The following is a 17660-nucleotide window of genomic DNA, read 5'->3' as shown; positions in this document are numbered from 1 at the left end:
CAAAGGAAATCCAGCCCTCCCCTCCTTACTCGGGACGGCGCCCGAGAAGGCGGCAAAGGGCTGACGCTGTATCCGCATGATTCAACGTATAGAAATGGAACTGCTCCACCCCTTCAGCCTTGAGAGTCTGGCAGAGGCGGTCAGCAACAGTGGCTGCCACAAGAGCACGCGTCTGCGGCGTCTCATCCAGACCATCGAACAGATCGCGCATCCACTGCGGAACATTCGCGCCGCACATCTCTGCAAATTTCCAAGCCTGCGCAGCACTTCCCACTGGCAGAATACCAGGAACGACCGGCCGGTCTATTCCAATCGCGGCAGCGCGGTCCCGGAACCTGAGAAACGTTTCCGCGTCAAAGAAGAACTGCGTCAGTGCCCGATCTGCACCCGCATCAATCTTTGCGCGCAGATGCTCCAAGTCTGCCTGAGGACTCAGAGCTGCCGGATGCGTCTCCGGATAGGCTGCAACGGAGATTTCAAAAGGCGCAATATCCTTGAGACCCCGAACCAGATCCACGGCACCCGCATATCCTTCCGGGTGAGGCTCATATACCCCACCCGCTGAGGGTGGCGGATCGCCGCGCAGAGCCACAATATGCTTCACGCCCGCATCCCAATATGCGTGCGCCACTGCGTTCACGTCTTCTTTGGATGCGCCTACACAGGTCAGATGCCCTGCCATTGGCGCGCCGGTTTCCCGAACCATCTCCTTCAGGGTGGCCAAGGTGCGGTCTCGTGTTGAACCGCCTGCCCCATACGTGACGGACATAAACTGCGGCCCGAATCCTGCGAGTGTCTTTGCATTGTCAAGCAGAGTGGCAGCAGATTTCTCTGTCTTGGCTGGAAAAAACTCGAACGAAATTGCGGGCAGAGGCCCTGTCTGTGCAGGCATCACGCCAGCTCCTTGTTCAATAATTCAAATCAGTCGGGGCGTTGGCCAAGCCAGAGCTTGACGGTCAGTGCGCCTGCAAGAGCGACAGGTTCTGCGGAGATTAAGCCGGCAGCCTGAAACCACGCGGCAATCTGCGCATCTGTAAATCCAAGCCGGACATGCGCGTCCCGCGTGCGAAGCTCCTCCCGGTTATGGGAGGCAAAATCGACAACCAACAACCGACCTTTGGCGTCCAGAATGCGTGCAGCTTCTGCAATCACAGCCGCAGGATGCTGCGCGTAGTGCAGAACCTGATGCATAACCGCAACATCGGCCGAGCGATCCGGTAAAGGCAGTACCTGAAAATCTGCCTGTCGCAGATCAGCCTGCTCCAGCCCCGCTGCCGCAAGTTTCGTGCGGGCAAGACGCAGCATCGCCGGACTGCGATCAAACCCGATGACTGTGCTTGCTCCGGCTCCAAGCAACTCCATCATGCGCCCGGTTCCAGTGCCGATATCCACAAGCCTGCCAACCGGAGACACGGACAGCCTCTTCACGATGGCCGCTTCGACTTCCCGTTCAGAAACATGCAACGAGCGCAGTGCATCCCACTCCGCCGCATGGGTCTCAAACCAGTCTTCTGCAGCAGTAGCACGAACGTTTCGGATCGCCTGTAAACGAATACGATCTGCGTGGATTTCCGCAGGCTCACGCACTGTCCACCGATCAAGCGCCATGAAGACAGGCTCCAGAACGTCCGTGGCACCCAACGTCAGAAAAACCCAGCTTCCTTCCTTGCGACGTTCAATCAGAGCAGCATCAGCCAGAATTTTTACGTGCCGTGAGACGCGAGGCTGGCTTTGCCCCAGAACCTGCGCCACCTCACCGATGGACAGTTCCATTTCATGCAGAAGAGCCAGAATCCGCAAACGGGTCTTATCTGCGAGGGCCTGAAAGATGGTAAGCGCTTGCTCCATGGGGATTACATATAAGGAGTTCTTTATATGAGCAAGATCATTAATCTCTTTCTGAAAACCCACCATTCATGAGACTTGTCATAGGCTTTATGGTTAGTCCCACACGTGACATGACCAAGACGGAAACCAAGGCAGTTGGTATTGAGATGCGCCACGACTGCATTTGATCGCCTGGACCGGCTCTTCTTTCCGTTTACGAGCAGATTCGGAAGGGTCTGAGACAAAAAGGCCCAGACTGACGAACCCTGTCATGTTCTGGATTTACCAGAACATGCTGCTGCGGCTTTCAGGAACGCAGGACAGCATGGGCTGCCACAGCCTACTTTCATGCGCCCACAAAAGAGCCAACAGATGGGGTTTCATCCACCCCATCACACACACACTGATCTGAGGCCAGATACCGCTTGCACCTCAGGCGCATATTCTATGCCAGACCCACCCTCAAAACAGGAAGGCAAGGCACGCCATGGGACATTAGTTCTGGCTTGCAACCAGCGCTTTGATCCCTGGAAGAATAGCAATCAGCAGTCCCCCTGGAGGCTGCTCGCGCCTCAGGGACAACAGATGATTGGATGAATTGTGGAACAGTTCTTCCTGTGCAGCGATCAGGTGCTGCGCATCCAGCCGCCAGGCTGTTCCTGAGGCTCCATTCAGAACATTCAATCCCGCATTGGAGAGAGCCGCAACCGTATGAGATACGGGCGTAACCTCCTCCAGAGCAGGCACATCTGCGGCAATCGCGACGAAAGCTTCATCATTGGCAGCCCAGCTTGCCAGCATGGCCTTCAAGGGAGCCTTTAAGCTCTTTTCACCCGCGACATACCGTTTAGCCATGTCGTTGAAGCGGATAGCCTCAAAAGCATCCGGATCGGCAATAGCGACCGGCGCCGACAGCATGGCATCGCCACTTTTGGACGCCAGACGATTCAAGGCGTAATTGCGCACCGGAACCGTAACACTCAGAAGCGTGGAGAGAGGGCCGGTATGCGCAGGTGCCAGAGCCTCCTTCAACGCATTTTCATGCTGCGCGGCTTGCAAACCCGTTGATTGGAGTTCTGCCATGATCACAGGCAGCCGGCGCTCCAGATCATCCACATCCCGCACGTTTTCAGAAGACCAGAACCGCTCGGCCAGAGCTGCGGTACGGGGCCACAGACGGGCATCCAACATGTTTTCGGAGACAACTTCCGTCCAGAGCGCGGCTTCTGCACCCAGAACCATTTTCTTCTGGTCATCGGTCAAAGGCGCTGCATTCGGGTCCTGAATGAAAGCCTGAAGCAGCGGGGTGATCTTCGGATGTGTCTCCGCCAGTTCTTCTGGCGTGATGCCATTCGCCTTCGTGTCATACGGATCAATGGCGTAATGCGTCCGGGACGGAGTCAACATATCCAGATAATAGCCCGAAGACACGACAACCGGATGCCCGGCCTGTGTGGCAGAACCCGTCCACTTTGAACCGCGCCACCCTTCCACAACAACGTTTTTGGGAATTGGCGCTTCGCTGACTTCGTCCCACCCCATCATGACGCGGCCCTGGCTGGACAGGATCTTTTCCACCTGCGCCGTGAAGGCTGCCTGAAGGGCTGGTGCATCCTTGTATCCGTGCACCTTCATATAGGCCGCAATTTTTGGATTGCTGGTCCACTGAGTGCCCAGAACCTCGTCACCACCCGAATGGAAATAATGATCCGGGAAGAGTGTTTCCATTTCCGCATAAAGCGCACGAATGAATGTCAGCGTCTTGGGATTGGTTGGGTCCATCGCCGGGTTGTTCAGGTTTTCACCCACGGCGTTGACCTCGGGCAGTGGCTGGGCCGCCAGTTCCGGATAGGCCTGCAACACCGCAAGCGCATGACCCGGCACGTCAAATTCAGGCACAACGCGGATACCGCGATCCGCAGCATACGCCACAATGTCTCGAACCTCAGCCTGCGTATAATACTGCCCGTGCGATCCAACGCTCGTCAGCTTCGGGAAAACACGGCTCTCCACACGGAAGCCGGTCCCGTCATTCAGATGCCAGTGCAGCACGTTAAGCTTCAAAAGCTCCATGGCATCAAGCTGACGTTTGACGGCCTCTACAGAAGCGAAATGCCGGGACACATCCAGCAGAAGGCCACGCCATGCAAAGCGTGGAGCATCATCAATATGCAGCCGTTCTACCACCACCCCATCTGATGTTTTCTGAACTAGCTGCAGAAATGTGGCCAGCCCGTGCACAACGCCTGCCGGCCCATCAGCTTCCAGATGGGCGCCATCCGCTGATGTCGTGAGAGCATAATGCTCTTTGGCCCCAACCGTGAGATAGACCGGATCATAAGATGCACTAATATGCAGAACGTACGGGCCACCATGCGCAGAAGATGCGCCTGTCAGAGCACCAAGCCGTTGAGCAAAACGGGCTGCAGCTCTTTGCAAAAGGGGGGACGGCGGGGTGGCCCAGACAATCCGGACACCTCCCGCAAGGGATGCGACACCATTGGACGCCGAGACGGATTGCGGCACAGGCATCAGAGCAGGTGCTGCCTGGGCCATGCCTCCAAAAACCGTGCCAGCCAGCAAAGCACTCCCCAGACACACTTTCTTCCAGAAAGAACCATAAGGGAAAGGCGTGGTCCGGGTCATTCAAGGCTTCCTTGCAGTTACGGATCAGTATCTGAAACGATTTTCACCGTATCACTCTGCCTTATCGTGTCACTCCGGCGGCAGAGCTGCAAGCATGCGACGCGCATCCTCAGTTCGAAGCGTAATGCCGTAAAACTGACGATAGAACTGCTGCATCTTTGCAATCATTCGGGCCTCATCCACATGGCCCGTCTGAACAATCTGGCGTGCCCAGTTGACCTGCAAAAGCAATTCAGGGCTGTACCGATCCCACGGGAAAATTCCCGCCGGATTGCGGTAAACACGGCCAGCTTTAACAGCGGCGAGCTGAGACCAGACGCCATCGTTGGCAAGCTGGGCAGGATCCCCTGCATTGGCGCCCACAATAATGATGTCCGGGTTCCAGGAGAGAACCTGCTCAACAGAGACAGGCTGCTTGTTTCCATGCACGCCCACAGCCGCATTGCGTCCACCAGCAGAACGGATCCACTGGTCGATAATGCTCTGATCTCCATCCACGCGCAGAGGTTTCAGGGATTCAACGTGAAGGACTTTGGGCCCTTGCGGATTGGTTGCGGCCTGCGAAATTTCTTTAAGGAAAGCCACACGATAAGCCTGCGCGCGCTGCGTCGCCAGGGGCGTCTGAAGAAGGGTAGCCGTGCTATCCACACATTCCAGAAGCCCGATGAAACGGTCAAAGCCCTCAGGGACAACATGCAGACCAACCTTGGAGAGCGCCGCGACGGAATGGCTCGATGCGGTGACAAACACCAGATCCGGCGCGAGACGTAAAAGCTCTTCTCCGTTCAGATTCCCCGGATCCAGCGGCTGTGCTTTGGAAAGAGACGGTACCAGACGGAACATCCACGGCATGATTGATGGCTTGGCGACCGTCGCAATGATCTTGTCCTGCGCGCCGAGCATAATGAGCGTGGCGTTATGGGCATACCATCCCTCCACCAGGCGTGTGGGAGGAGCAGCGAATGCTGTGGTGGCCATGAGCGAAAGACCCAGGAGCCCTCCCACCAGTCGAGACAGTCTCATCATTCACTCTCCTCACGATGGAAAAAACGTTTCCCGGCATGATCAATCTGCGCCAGAGGAACGCCATAAAGACGGGACATCCGTTCAGCCGTCACAATAAGCTCGGGTGGGCCGTCCGCCACAACTTGCGCTTCCTCTAAAATAAGGGCGCGATGGCCGGCGGAAAAGAATTCTTCCGGCCGGTGGGACGTCAGAAGAATGAGATGTCCTTCAGCGGCCAGTTCTGCAAGCAGACTCATCAAACGAAGCTGATGACCATAGTCCAGACCGCTCATTGGCTCATCAAGAAGAAGCCCGACAGCTTCCTGTGCAAGGGCCCGCGCCAGTACGACACGCTGCTTTTCGCCGCCGGATAGTTCAGTCACCGGACGCTCTGCCAAGGCCAGAAGTCCCAGACGATCCATGGCCTGATCAACGCGGAGCCGGTCTTCCGCTCCGAGGCGCCCTGCCACGCCATGATGGGGAATACGCCCCAGTTCAACCATCCGCCGGACCGTGTAAGGAAACGTCATCGCGTGTGCCTGAGGCACATACGCCAGACGCCGCGCCACGTCTAAAGGCCGCAAAGATGATAACAGCGTACCTTCCAGATAAACCGCACCGGACGTCGGTTTAAGCACCCCCATCAGAATGCGCAAAAGGGTGCTCTTACCCGCGCCATTGAGGCCAAGAAGCCCAATCAGTTCACCACGCTGGAACGTCAGGCTGACATCATTCAGCACCACGGATCGAGACGATCGTTTCAGCGTAATACCCTTGCAGGACAGAAAATCGCCACTCATGTCGCGTCTCCGCGGAGACGACGGAGCACGAGAATGAAGGCAAGTGCACCGAAAAGCTCCGTCATGATCCCGAGTGGCACTTCTCCGGAGGTCAGGCTGCGCGACACGGTATCCGCCAGCAGAACGCCGGCGGCTCCCAGCAAGGCACAAACCGGCATCATCCGCCGATGCTCCGCACCCGCCAGCATTCTGGAAATATGAGGCACCAGAAGTCCGACCCAGCCAATAATACCCGCCATGGAAATCGTCATGGCACAGGCCAATGTCGCCAGTAAAATGACGAAAGGCCGCATAATCTGAACAGGAACACCCAAGCTCCGCGCTTCATCGTCCCCGAGAGAAAGTACATCCAGTAACGGGGCAAGTAAAACCAATACGGAAACCAGAACAAGCACTGGAACAGTCAACCAGGAAAGCTCTTTCCATCCCGTCTGGGACAGTGTCCCCAGTAGCCAGCTCACAACAGCAGGCAACTGATCCATCGGATCAGCGGTATATTTCACAAGAGACAGAAGCGCTGTGAAAACGGCATTGGCCACAAGGCCACCCATCAGCAATGTCAGGAGGCCCCCCTGTGGCAACAGACGGGAAATGGAAATTCCAGACCCCACGGCCACGACACCACCAGCAAACGCACCGATCTGAACCCATGCAGGTGACGCCCCCAGAACAATCATGAGTGCTGCTCCAAACGCGGAGCCACTCAGAACACCCAGAAGGTCAGGCGAAACAAGGGGATTTCGAAGGACAGCCTGATAGGTTGCGCCACCGCAGGATAGCGCACTTCCCACCAGAATTCCGGCCACAACCCGCGGCAACCGAACCTGCTGAATCACAGCATCGGCAACAGGATCATGCCCACCCCAGAGGTGAAGCAACCGCCCAAGCACCATCACCACACGATGCGGAGACAGCGGGTAACGGCCGCAGCACAGGGCCAACACAATGGACAGCAAAAGAGCCCCGCCCGCGAGGCTCCGGACATACGCCGGACGATTGAAAATGAGCCGCCCTTTCACACACAGGATCTGCCCTACTCTACTCCGGCACAGACGCCCTCGGAAACAGGGCACGTTTTCTTTCCATGCGACAGGATTGCGAACAGTCCCGGAAGAACCCATTCATTTTGGCACTGGGTGACAAAATATTCAATCAGGCCGAATCGTTTTTTCAAGAGTGAACAGACAATGACACACCGATATAGGACCAATAAAATCCCTATTTTGAAATATGAATATTGGCGCATCATCTCGTAAATTTGAGTGAACACCCTCCCCATTTGTGTGACATTGAAACCCACTCCCGATGAAAACTGCACTTTGACCACGCGCAGGCCGAATTTTGAGTTATCTCAATCTTCCCTTTCTGGCGCCCGTGCCATATTGAGGGGAACAATCATCCGTCACGTTGTGGACGGCAGTTTTTCAAACAGTGCCGGGACAGTACAAGAATGCTCAAACGGATAGCCGCCAGTATTGTGGGCCTCGGTGCAGTGGGCGGCCTCGGTTTCCTCGCCTATGCGTGGTACCCCGCAATCGCCCCCATCTCCCCTCCCGCTGCGGCCTCTTTTTCCGCAGACGCCATCAAGCGTGGCGAAATCGTTGCCGCCGGTGGATACTGTGCCGAATGTCACACCCGCGTGGATGGCACCCCCGGCCCCGAATTGGCCGGTGACTTCAAGATGGCCACCCCATTCGGCGACATCTTTTCTTCCAACATCACGCCTGACCCGGAATGGGGTATCGGCAACTGGTCTCTGGAAGCCTTCAAGCGTGCCATGAACAAGGGCATTGCCCGTGATGGCTCACAGCTTTACCCGGCGTTCCCGTTCGACCATTTCACAAAGGTCAACGATCAGGACGTTTCGGACCTGTATGCATATCTGATGACGCGTCCAGCCGTACACCTGAAGCCGCGTGACAACACGGTCCCCTTCCCGATCAACATCCGCCTGATCGGTCAGGGTTTCTGGAAGCTCCTGTTCTTCACACCGGGCCGCTACCAGAACGACCCGAAGCATGACGCACAATGGAACCGCGGGGCCTATCTGGCCGAAGGTAACGCCCATTGCGGTGCCTGCCACACGCCACGTAACCTTCTGGGTGCCGAGAAGCTGAGCCATGCTTATGACGGTGCTGTCATTGATGGCTGGATTGCGCCGCCGCTGAACGAAAACAACCCAACGCCGGTTGTCTGGACGGAAGACGAGTTCTTCCAGTACCTGCGCTTTGGCGTCGCTCCGCTGCATGGCTCCGCTGCTGGCCCGATGTCTCCGGTGCCGCATCGCTTCCTGTCCAAGATTCCGGAAGACGATGTGCATGCCATTGCTCATTATTATGCAGACGTCGCGAAGGCTGCACAGCGCTCCCAGGGCGATCAGGCTGCCATTGCCCGGGCCATGCAGATGTCCGGCAAGGATCTGACTGGCCCGCAGACACTGGATGCGGATGCGCGCCTGTATCAGGGGGCCTGTGGCGCCTGCCATTACAATTCCGGCCCGATGCCGGTCTCCGGCCGCCCGGAACTGGCTCTGAACAACGCACTTTGGCTGGATGAGCCGAACAATCTCTTCCAGGTGATGCTGCATGGCATCGGCGCTGCCGAAGGTCAGGACAACATCGCCATGCCAAGCTTCTACACGGCCCTTTCGGACCATGACATGGCCCGCATCGCCGCGTATCTCCGCCGCACCCGCACCACTCTGCCCCCCTGGACGGATCTGGAAAAGAAGGCCGCGGCTGCCCGCGCCACGCTGTCCGCACCGCCCGTTAACGCCTCGCACTGATCCGGGCAGGACAGGGAAAACGAAATATGACCACGAAATTTGAACTCAACGGACAGCCTGTTTCGGTCGATGCACCGGATGATACCCCTCTGCTGTGGGTCTTGCGGGATGAACTGAACCTGACCGGCACCAAGTTTGGCTGCGGCATCGGCGAATGTGGTGCCTGCACCGTTCATGTCGGTGGGCGCGCCACACGGTCCTGCATCACGCCGCTCTCTTCCATCGAAGGCGCTTCGATCACCACGATCGAAGGTCTCGATCCGGAAGGCAATCACGTCGTGCAGGTCGCTTGGCGTGACCAGCAGGTGCCGCAGTGCGGCTACTGCCAGTCCGGCCAGATCATGCAGGCCGCAAGCCTTCTGAAAGATTATCCGAAGCCGACGGATGAAGAGATTGACGGCGTCATGGGCGGCAGTCTCTGCCGTTGCATGACGTATGTCCGCATCCGCAAGGCCATCCAGGAAGCAGCTGCCGCGCAGCAGGGAGGCGCCACCAATGGCTAAGATCGAACAGATCGCCAAGAGATCCGACGCAGGCCGCCTGTCTCGCCGCAGTTTTCTGATGACGGCAGCAGGCGCAGGTCTGATGTTCGGTTTCGCCCGCAAGGCCGAAGCTGCGCAGACATACCCGTCCGCCATGCCGCCGGAAGCCGCGTTCGAGCCGAACATGTGGTGCGCCATCGCGCCGGACGGCTCCATCAACGTGAACGTTGTCCGTGCCGAGATGGGTCAGCACGTCGGCACCGCCCTCGCCCGCATTATTGCGGACGAAATGGAAGCTGACTGGGATCACATCAAGATCACGGAAGTGGACACCGCTCCGAAATGGGCCGGCAAGTTCGTAACCGGCGGTTCCTGGTCTGTCTGGGATACGTGGGACACGTTCCGTCAGGCGGGTGCCGCAGCCCGCACGATCATGCTGGAAGAAGGCGCAAAGCTGCTCGGCACAACGCCGGACAAATGCGTTGCCCGCAACAGCACGGTCACGACTGGCAGCAAGAGCGTCTCCTACGGTGAGATCGTTTCCAAAGCCAAGCCGACGCGCAGCTTCACGGCTGACGAAATGGCCAAGCTGCCACTTAAGCCTGCCAGTGAGCGTCGCCTGATCAGCAAGCCGGTTCCTGCTCTGGATATTCCGGACAAGACGACCGGCAAGGCCATTTACGGCATCGATGTGAAACTCGAAGGGATGGTCTATGGCCGCCCGAAGATGCCGCCGACGCGTTATGCCGCAAAGGTGCAGTCCGTCGATGACAGCGAAGCCAAGAAGATCCCGGGCTACGTCCGCTACGTTATTCTGGATGACCCTTCGGGCATCGTTCCGGGCTGGGTCGTGGCTCTGGCCAAGACCTATCCAGCCGCCATCAAGGCTGCGGACGTTCTAAAGGTTCAGTGGAATCCCGGTCCGACGATCAATGTCTCGGAAGCAGACATCATCGAGCATGGCCGCAAGCTGATTGCAGATCAGAGCACTGGCGCTCGCGTCTTCAACGATAAGGGTGTGGACGAGGCATTTGCCCATCCGGCACACTCCTTCGAACGCAGCTACACCTGTGCCTCTGTCGCGCATTACCAGCTTGAGCCGGTCAATGCGGTGGCCCGTCATATTGATGGCATGTGGGAAATCCACACCGGCAACCAGTGGCAGTCCCTCGTTCTACCGCAGCTCTCCAAGGCGCTTCAGGTGCCCGAAGAGCAGGTTGTCATGCGCACTTACCTGCTGGGCGGCGGGTTTGGTCGCCGCCTGAATGGTGATTATTCCATCCCGGCAGCTCTGGCGTCCAAGGCCATCGGTGGTGCACCGGTCAAGCTGATCCTGACACGTTCGGACGATATGGCGTTTGACTCCATTCGTTCCCCCTCTCTTCAGACGGTTCGCGTCGCCCTCGATGCAGACCAGAAAAAGATTGTAGCGATGGATTACGCTGCAACAGCAGGCTGGCCCACACTTGTCATGGCACCGGCGTTTCTGGCCAAGGGTGAAGACGGCAAGTCCTACGATCCGTTTGCCATTGCGGGCGCTGATCACTGGTACGAAACCGGGCCAACCCGCGTCCGTGCCATCACGAACGATCTGGCCAACAAGACTTTCCGTCCGGGCTGGCTGCGTTCCGTGTCTGCAGGCTGGACGCCCTGGGCGCTTGAATCCTTCCTCGACGAACTGGCGCACCAGACGAAGCAGGACCCGCTGGCATTCCGCCTGTCCATGTTCACAGCGACAGGACGGAACGAAGGCTCCGCTCCCAATGCTGTAGGCGGCGCCAAGCGTCAGGCCGCAGCCCTTCAGCGCCTTGCCGACAAGATTAACTACGGCAAGACGCAGCTTCCGGCGGATACCGGCATTGGCATCGCGACCAGCTTCGGACAGGAACGCGGGATGCCGACCTGGACGGCCGGAGCGGCGCAGGTCCACGTTGATCGCAAGACCGGCGTTATCACCTGTCAGAAGCTCTGGCTGGTTCTGGATGCTGGCACGATCGTTGATCCGGGTGGCGCACTGGCACAGACCGAGGGTGCAGCTCTATGGGGCCTGAGCATGGCGCTGTTTGAAGGCACCGAGATCGTCAATGGTACGATCAAGGACAGCAACCTCAACACTTACACGCCAGTCCGTCTTCCGGACGTGCCGGACATGGACATTGAGTTCGTCCAGAACACCGAAAAGCCTACGGGCCTTGGTGAACCGGGTGTGACGGTTGTGGCTCCTGCCATCGGCAATGCCGTGTTCAACGCCATTGGTGTGCGTCTGCGGCATCTGCCAATGCGTCCGGCAGATGTGCTGCGTGAACTGAACGGTCACAACAGCTAAAATCCGGCTTTATCGTTGGAAAACAGAAACGCCGCGCCCCGGACTGGGACGCGGCGTTTTTTATGGCTGCATCAGCCGTTGCGGTAATAGTAGCTGTAACCGTTCAGGGCTGGTGCGCCGCCCAGATGAACGTACAGAACCTTTGATCCATCTGGGAAATATCCCTTCTTCGTCAGATCAATCAGGCCCTGCATGGATTTCCCTTCATAGACAGGGTCCGTCATCATGGCTTCCGTGCGCGCAGCCAGACGGATGGCTTCGTTCGTTTCTTCGGACGGGACCCCATAAGCGGGATAAGCATAATCTTCGAGGATCACGATCTCATCGTCCCGCACTGTCCGACCAAGCTCTACTAGCTCGGCTGTGCGGTCCACGATCTCCCGCACCTGCTCGCGCGTCTGTTCGGGCGTTCCGGAAGCATCAATACCGATGACCTGATCTGCACGATCCTGCGCCGCAAATCCGACGATCATTCCCGCCTGCGTCGAGCCCGTCACGACACAGACGATGATGTAATCGAACGTGAAGCCGAGTTCCTTTTCCTGCTCCGCGACTTCTTCCGCAAATGCAGCATAACCGACACCACCATATTGATGAACGGATGCACCAGCCGGAATGGCATAGGGCTTTCCGCCTGCATCCTTCACGGACTGGATGGCATCTTCCCAGCTCTGGCGGATACCGATATCAAAGCCATCTTCCACAATGCGGGACTCAGCTCCCATGAGGCGTGTCATGAGGATATTGCCCACACGATCATAAACAGCGTCATAATGCGGCACCCATTTCTCCTGCACGACAACGCATTTCATACCTAGCTTAGCCGCTGTCGCTGCGACCATGCGGGTATGATTGGACTGCACACCGCCGATAGAGACCAGCGTATCTGCGCCAGAGGCCAAAATATCCGGAACAATATATTCCAGCTTGCGGAGCTTGTTGCCCCCCATCGCCATGCCCGAATTGCAATCTTCACGCTTGGCATAGATCTGCACTTTGCCACCCAGGGCTTCGCTCAGACGTGGAAGATGCTCAATAGCCGTTTTTCCAAAAGTCAGCGGATAGCGCTCAAATTTCTCAAGGTTCACAGACAGCCTCCCAAGGTGTTCACACCCGAAAGCAGTAGTGAAATATTCTTCGAAGGTGCTTTCTAATTCAGGCAATAATTTCTGTATTTTAGTCTTAAAATAGAATTTTAATGGATGTTTCTTTTATAACTTGAGGAAATAATGAAAGATTCCATCACACCGGATCTGGACGCAATCGACCGGAACATTCTTCGCCTTCTGCAGGGCAACGGGCGCATGTCCAATGCCGAGCTGGCCGAGCGTGTAAACGTGAGCGCCGCGACATGTCATCGGCGCACCCAGAGACTGTTTCAGGACGGTTATATCCGCGGCGTTCGCGCCGAGATTGATCCCGTCAAAGTCGGACTGGGAACAATCGCTCTGGTCGGCGTCGTGCTGGACCGGTCCACTCCCGAGAGCTTCGCAGAACTGGAAGAGGCTGTGAAAACCATGCCCATGGTGCTGGACTGTCATCTGGTCGCAGGCGATTTCGATTATCTGTTGAAGATCCGTGTGGAAGACATGGCGGATTTCAATCGGCTTCACGCAGAAAAGCTCATTGCCTTTCCGGGGGTGCGACAGGCACGGACGTTTTTTGTCATCAAGGAAGTCAAGGACAACGGGCCACTCGCGTTCTAGAATTGCGTCCGCATGGAACGTCCTGTTGCCTCTGTGCAATGACTTCCTTTGCGGTATTGTCACGTCCTTGCTTGCCACCAGCTATGGAACCCTCTGCCCATGCCCCTTCACCCCACCGTCCCGAAGCCGGAACGTTTTAGAAAAACGCGGAAGGCCCTGCGCCGCACGCTGGCGCTTGGACTGGTCGCTGGCGGCCTGCTGGCAGCCTCCGCGCAGGCGAAAGCTGACCCACGCCTTGTCATTTTTGACGATGATGGCTTCAGCATTGCCCAGTGGATGATCATCAAGGCCCCCAATGTCCGCGTGCTTGGCATCACGACTGTCACGGGTGACGTCTGGCAGAAAGAAGCGACGAATGACGCACTCCGTGGCGTGGAAGTGGCAGGCCGGGCAGACATTCCCGTTGTTCCGGGCGCCACCTACCCGTTCCTGAACTCGGAAAAGCTGACGGACCGCTGGGAAGCCCTTTACGGAAAGCTGATCTGGAAAGGGGTGTGGATGAAAAAATGGGTCGAAAAGACCGAGCAGCCCCTTCCCTACTATCATGGCCCGGATGTTGTTCCGGACCTGCCATATGGCAACCCGGTCAAGAAGCCCGAAACCGAGCGCGCAGCTGACTTCCTCATTCGGATGGTTCACCAATATCCTGGACAGGTCAGCATCATTGCAACGGGTCCGATGACCAACATCGCACTGGCCCAGACGCTTGATCCGGAATTTGCGGGCCTTGCAAAAGAACTTGTTTACATGGGCGGTGGCCTGAACCCGCGCCAGACACGGCCCGGCGTTGTGGCACACCAGTTCGCGCGGGAATTCCTCAACAGCCCCCGTCGTGAATTCAACTTCCGTCTGGACCCGGAAAGCGCAAGTGCGGCCCTTCGCGCACCATGGAAGCATATCGTGATGGTTCCAGCCGATCCCTCAACGGATACCGAACTGACGCCAGAATTCCTGAAGAAGCTGGAAGCCACAGGCACGCCCGTCGGGCATGTCATGAAGTGGCATCTGAGCGGCTTCCCACTCTGGGATGAAATTGCAGCATCCGTCTGGCTGGACCCGAGCATCATCACGGAGAAGCAGGATCTGTTTGTGGATGTGAACAGCCAGTTTGGCCCCGGCTACGGTGACGTTGTGTCCTGGACGCCGGGCTATGAGCCAGGTCTGGGCGAACGCAAGAACGAAGTTGTCCTGCGCATCAATGTTCCGAAACTTGAAAAGCAGATCCTTGATCTGGTTGGCAGCCCACAGGCTCCTGTCAGCGGACATCCTCTCCCCTGAAACACAAAAGCCCCGCTGCCATCCGGCAGCGGGGCTTTTTTCAGATGGCGGGAAGAGCGACCTGCTCTTTGGGCCAGCGGCGATGAAGCCAAAGCCATGCTCCCGGCCTTTCGCGGATCCACCGTTCCAGCGTCTCGTTCATGGCGACGCAGATTGACCGGATATCCGCATGACGATCGCCCGTTCGTTCAGCCTGAAGCGGGGCTTCACACACCATGCGGAACCGCCCGTTCCCCAGTCGCACGATATGGACGGGTATGATGGGCAAATTAAAGCGCAAGGCCAATTGCGCCACCGCTGGCGCCGTCATGGCATCCCGTCCCAGAAACGGAATGGCCAACCCGTCATTCATTTTCTGATCCACCAGAAAACCCAGTGAGCCACCGCTCTGCAGATGCGTTAAGGCCTGTCGGGCACCCTTGGGGCCTTTGGGAAACATGGTTCCTGTCGGACCAAGAGCTTTCTGCCGCATTCTCTGCGTCAGGAGATCAATGACCGGATTGGACGATGCGCGATAAAAGCCCGCAACAGGCATACCCAGCTTGGTCGCGATGGGCAGAATGAGCTCCCAGTTCCCCAGATGCCCTGAGAAGAACAGAGCCTGTGATCCGTTCGCTTTCAGGGCATCGATATGCTCTTCGCCCTCAACCTCCCAGCCCGGCCCGCTATCCGTGCGGGTAAACGATGCAAGGTGGGGCAACTCTGTCACGTTCCGTCCCAGATTGGTCCACACATCCCGAATAATCTGCTGCCGTTCCGTCGCCGACAGGTCAGGGAAAGCCAGCTGGAGATTCTGGTCCGCAATGCGGGTTGCACGAAGCTTCATCCCCACATTGCGCATTAGCCAGCCGCCAGCTGTCGAGGCATATTGCGGACCGACACTGCGCAGGAGGTTAATGACACGCCCGAGCGCGGCTGATTGCACATGATGAGACAGACGGGACAGAACAGGAGCGATTGGAGCCATGCGACGATAGTCGCGTTAAAAACAAGATAATCAATTCTTGTTTTGTATCCAATTAATACACTAGTTTCTTATTTTATACTTTATTTGTAATTTTTCTGAAATATTCAGATATAATTTGGTTTTTTAATAAATAATGATTTCCGATTTTATTTTTAAATTCTTACGTCTAGGGCCTGTGCCTCACTGAGACACAGGCCTTAAACATCAAGAGAAAAATTCCCAGGACACCTTCATACTGGCATCGCCACACTGTGTTCTCGCGCAAACTTTTCCAGTGCATCGAGATAAACCGTCCGCTCGTCTTCCGAAATCCAGGCAGCCTGAAACGCATTTCGGCTGATCTGTATGAGTTCGTCCTGTGTCAGGTCCGCTGCACTTTGCGCCTTGGCGAGACTCTCCGTCATATACACGCTCTGCATGTAACCCGGGTCGTCGGAGTTGATGGTGATTTTCAGTCCCGCTGCCAGCATGTCCCGAATATCCTGACGGGACCGCCCCGGCCTGATGACATCGTTCGGAGACGGACACAGCGTGAATGTCACGCCCTTGTCCCGAGCCATCGCAATTAGTTCGGGCTTTTCCAGCACATTCAATCCATGATCGAGGCGCTCGCTGCCCAGATCCTGAAGAGCCTGCCGGATATGCTCATGCGTATTCTGCTGATCGAGATCACAATGCATGGTCAAGTGAAGGCCCAGCGCTCTTGCACGAGCGAATGTTTTCGCAAATTTGGCTGGCGGATTACCCTTTTCGTCTGAATCCAGACCCACACCAATGATGCGGTTCCGACCCGGTCTCTCAAGATAAGGGAGAGCCTGGGTAAAGGTCTCGTCGGCAGAATGCGCACTCATTTCACGTATGAAGCACATGATGAGGTGAGAGCGGATGCCGAAGTCCTTCTCTGCTTCCTCCTGCGCTGCATTGAAGCCCCGGATGACTGTCCCGAACGCTACTCCGCGACGGGTGTGAAGCTGCGGGTCAAAGAACATCTCAGTATAAAGAACATTCTGCTGCGCAACTTTTCTCAGGTAGTCATAGCAGAGGTCATGAAAATCCTGCTCGGTCTGCAGAAGCTCGACGCCTTCGTAATACAGCGTCAGAAAAGAGGGCAGATCATGGTAGACGTAACCCTGTCGAATTTCTTCAGCAGAGCTGGACCTGAGAGGATGATTATTCCGCTCAGCCAGCTTGATTTTCAAGTCCGCTTCCAGCGTTCCTTCCAGATGAACATGAAGTTCAGCTTTGGGGAGCTTTTCAAGAAATTTCTGCATGCAGACAACGGACATGACCTGCTTTCCTTATCAGTCGTGATAAGCCCGCATCATGCATGTTTGCTGGAGAATTGAAACGATATCGACATGATATCTTTATTTTGAAACGGCATGGCACGTTACAAGTGCTTTGTCGTCCATCTCACTGGAAAAGAACGCGTCGTTTCCTTTGTTCCACCAGACATACTGAGCCGCAGCATATTTGGCGCCATCCGCAGCAATTACGTTTGAAAACACCTGCATGTGCCCTTCAATTGGCAGGACAGCCAAACTGATGGCATCTGCATTGATATATTGAACGGCAACGCGTTTTTGCGGCAAGCGCGAGAGAAGCTCCTTGGCCGCCTCACCGTTTCCCTGACAGGTATAAAGCACTGTCTGGCGGTCAACTGTTGTGGGAGAAGCGAGTTTGATCTGAAAACTAGTGACCTTTGATGCAAAAGCCGGATTTATCCCCAGACAAAGAACAGCCATTAAACCAAACGAATATTTTCTCATCACTTGACCCTTCCCAGCAGATTGAAGCCTTCAGTATTGCCTGAGACATCTCTTTCAGTCAGATTGAGC

At 56.6% G+C, this 17660-nt stretch carries 15 protein-coding genes; 5 read left to right on the top strand and 10 right to left on the bottom strand.

The features are described 5' to 3' along the window. Nucleotides 1-25 precede the first annotated feature (25 nt). The 6 genes from metF to KP708_RS06145 all read right to left on the bottom strand — a co-directional run bounded on the left by metF (nucleotide 26) and on the right by KP708_RS06145 (nucleotide 7297). Nucleotides 26-892 (bottom strand): methylenetetrahydrofolate reductase [NAD(P)H], encoded by an 867-nt coding sequence (gene metF, locus KP708_RS06170; protein WP_215749227.1) that lies wholly within the window; start codon nucleotides 890-892, stop codon nucleotides 26-28. Between the two features lie 29 nt (nucleotides 893-921). Continuing rightward, complete coding sequence (locus tag KP708_RS06165) at nucleotides 922-1848, bottom strand: metalloregulator ArsR/SmtB family transcription factor (RefSeq protein WP_215749229.1); 927 nt, start codon at nucleotides 1846-1848, stop codon at nucleotides 922-924. A gap of 474 nt (nucleotides 1849-2322) precedes the next feature. After that, complete coding sequence (locus KP708_RS06160; RefSeq protein WP_215749231.1) at nucleotides 2323-4473, bottom strand: beta-N-acetylhexosaminidase; 2151 nt, start codon at nucleotides 4471-4473, stop codon at nucleotides 2323-2325. A 69-nt stretch (nucleotides 4474-4542) separates the two neighbouring features. Then, complete coding sequence (locus tag KP708_RS06155; RefSeq protein WP_215749233.1) at nucleotides 4543-5499, bottom strand: ABC transporter substrate-binding protein; 957 nt, start codon at nucleotides 5497-5499, stop codon at nucleotides 4543-4545. Continuing rightward, nucleotides 5496-6278, bottom strand: coding sequence for an ABC transporter ATP-binding protein (locus KP708_RS06150; RefSeq protein ID WP_215749235.1), 783 nt, complete (start codon nucleotides 6276-6278; stop codon nucleotides 5496-5498). Before KP708_RS06150 ends, KP708_RS06155 begins: the two co-directional genes overlap by 4 nt. After that, nucleotides 6275-7297: an iron ABC transporter permease gene (locus KP708_RS06145; RefSeq protein ID WP_215749466.1), complete on the bottom strand. Its 1023-nt coding sequence runs from the start codon at nucleotides 7295-7297 to the stop codon at nucleotides 6275-6277. The genes KP708_RS06150 and KP708_RS06145 overlap by 4 nt, the downstream gene beginning before the upstream one ends. 431 nt (nucleotides 7298-7728) lie before the next feature. Here KP708_RS06145 and KP708_RS06140 point away from each other — a divergent pair, with 431 nt between their 5' ends. The 3 genes from KP708_RS06140 to KP708_RS06130 are packed head-to-tail and all read left to right on the top strand — an operon-like array spanning nucleotide 7729 to nucleotide 11871. Further along, nucleotides 7729-9063 carry a c-type cytochrome gene (locus KP708_RS06140; protein ID WP_215749236.1) on the top strand — a complete coding sequence of 445 codons (1335 nt, stop codon included), beginning with the start codon at nucleotides 7729-7731 and terminating at the stop codon, nucleotides 9061-9063. A gap of 26 nt (nucleotides 9064-9089) precedes the next feature. Further along, a complete protein-coding gene (locus KP708_RS06135) occupies nucleotides 9090-9566 on the top strand; it encodes a (2Fe-2S)-binding protein (RefSeq protein WP_215749238.1) in 477 nt (158 codons plus the stop codon). Continuing rightward, nucleotides 9559-11871, top strand: a complete 2313-nt coding sequence (locus KP708_RS06130) for a molybdopterin cofactor-binding domain-containing protein (RefSeq protein WP_215749240.1) — start codon at nucleotides 9559-9561, stop codon at nucleotides 11869-11871. Before KP708_RS06135 ends, KP708_RS06130 begins: the two co-directional genes overlap by 8 nt. A gap of 71 nt (nucleotides 11872-11942) precedes the next feature. Here KP708_RS06130 and KP708_RS06125 read toward each other — a convergent pair whose 3' ends face one another. Continuing rightward, on the bottom strand, nucleotides 11943-12959 hold the full coding sequence (locus KP708_RS06125; protein WP_215749252.1) for a 1-aminocyclopropane-1-carboxylate deaminase: 1017 nt from the start codon (nucleotides 12957-12959) through the stop codon (nucleotides 11943-11945). 141 nt (nucleotides 12960-13100) lie between these two features. Here KP708_RS06125 and KP708_RS06120 point away from each other — a divergent pair, with 141 nt between their 5' ends. Both KP708_RS06120 and KP708_RS06115 read left to right on the top strand, forming a co-directional pair. Then, entirely contained in the window at nucleotides 13101-13577 is a 477-nt protein-coding gene (locus KP708_RS06120) for an Lrp/AsnC family transcriptional regulator (RefSeq protein ID WP_046900119.1), read from the top strand. Between the two features lie 99 nt (nucleotides 13578-13676). Continuing rightward, the gene (locus KP708_RS06115; RefSeq protein ID WP_215749253.1) at nucleotides 13677-14855 is read left to right on the top strand and encodes a nucleoside hydrolase; all 1179 of its coding nucleotides are present in this window, start codon (nucleotides 13677-13679) and stop codon (nucleotides 14853-14855) included. A 40-nt stretch (nucleotides 14856-14895) separates the two neighbouring features. Here the strand turns inward: KP708_RS06115 and KP708_RS06110 are convergent, their stop codons facing one another. The 3 genes from KP708_RS06110 to KP708_RS06100 form a co-directional block, all read right to left on the bottom strand. Continuing rightward, on the bottom strand, nucleotides 14896-15822 hold the full coding sequence (locus KP708_RS06110) for a lysophospholipid acyltransferase family protein (RefSeq protein WP_215749255.1): 927 nt from the start codon (nucleotides 15820-15822) through the stop codon (nucleotides 14896-14898). 230 nt (nucleotides 15823-16052) lie between these two features. Then, nucleotides 16053-17108 (bottom strand): adenosine deaminase, encoded by a 1056-nt coding sequence (gene add / locus KP708_RS06105; protein ID WP_215749256.1) that lies wholly within the window; start codon nucleotides 17106-17108, stop codon nucleotides 16053-16055. A gap of 81 nt (nucleotides 17109-17189) precedes the next feature. Beyond that, a complete protein-coding gene (locus tag KP708_RS06100; protein ID WP_237389812.1) occupies nucleotides 17190-17591 on the bottom strand; it encodes an MliC family protein in 402 nt (133 codons plus the stop codon). Nucleotides 17592-17660: the final 69 nt, after the last annotated feature.

The organism is Gluconobacter sp. P5H9_a (assembly GCF_018812085.1).
Taxonomy (GTDB): Bacteria; Pseudomonadota; Alphaproteobacteria; order Acetobacterales; family Acetobacteraceae; genus Gluconobacter.
Note: the sequence above shows the minus strand (reverse complement) of the source record. Positions and strands in the feature narration are given on the sequence as shown.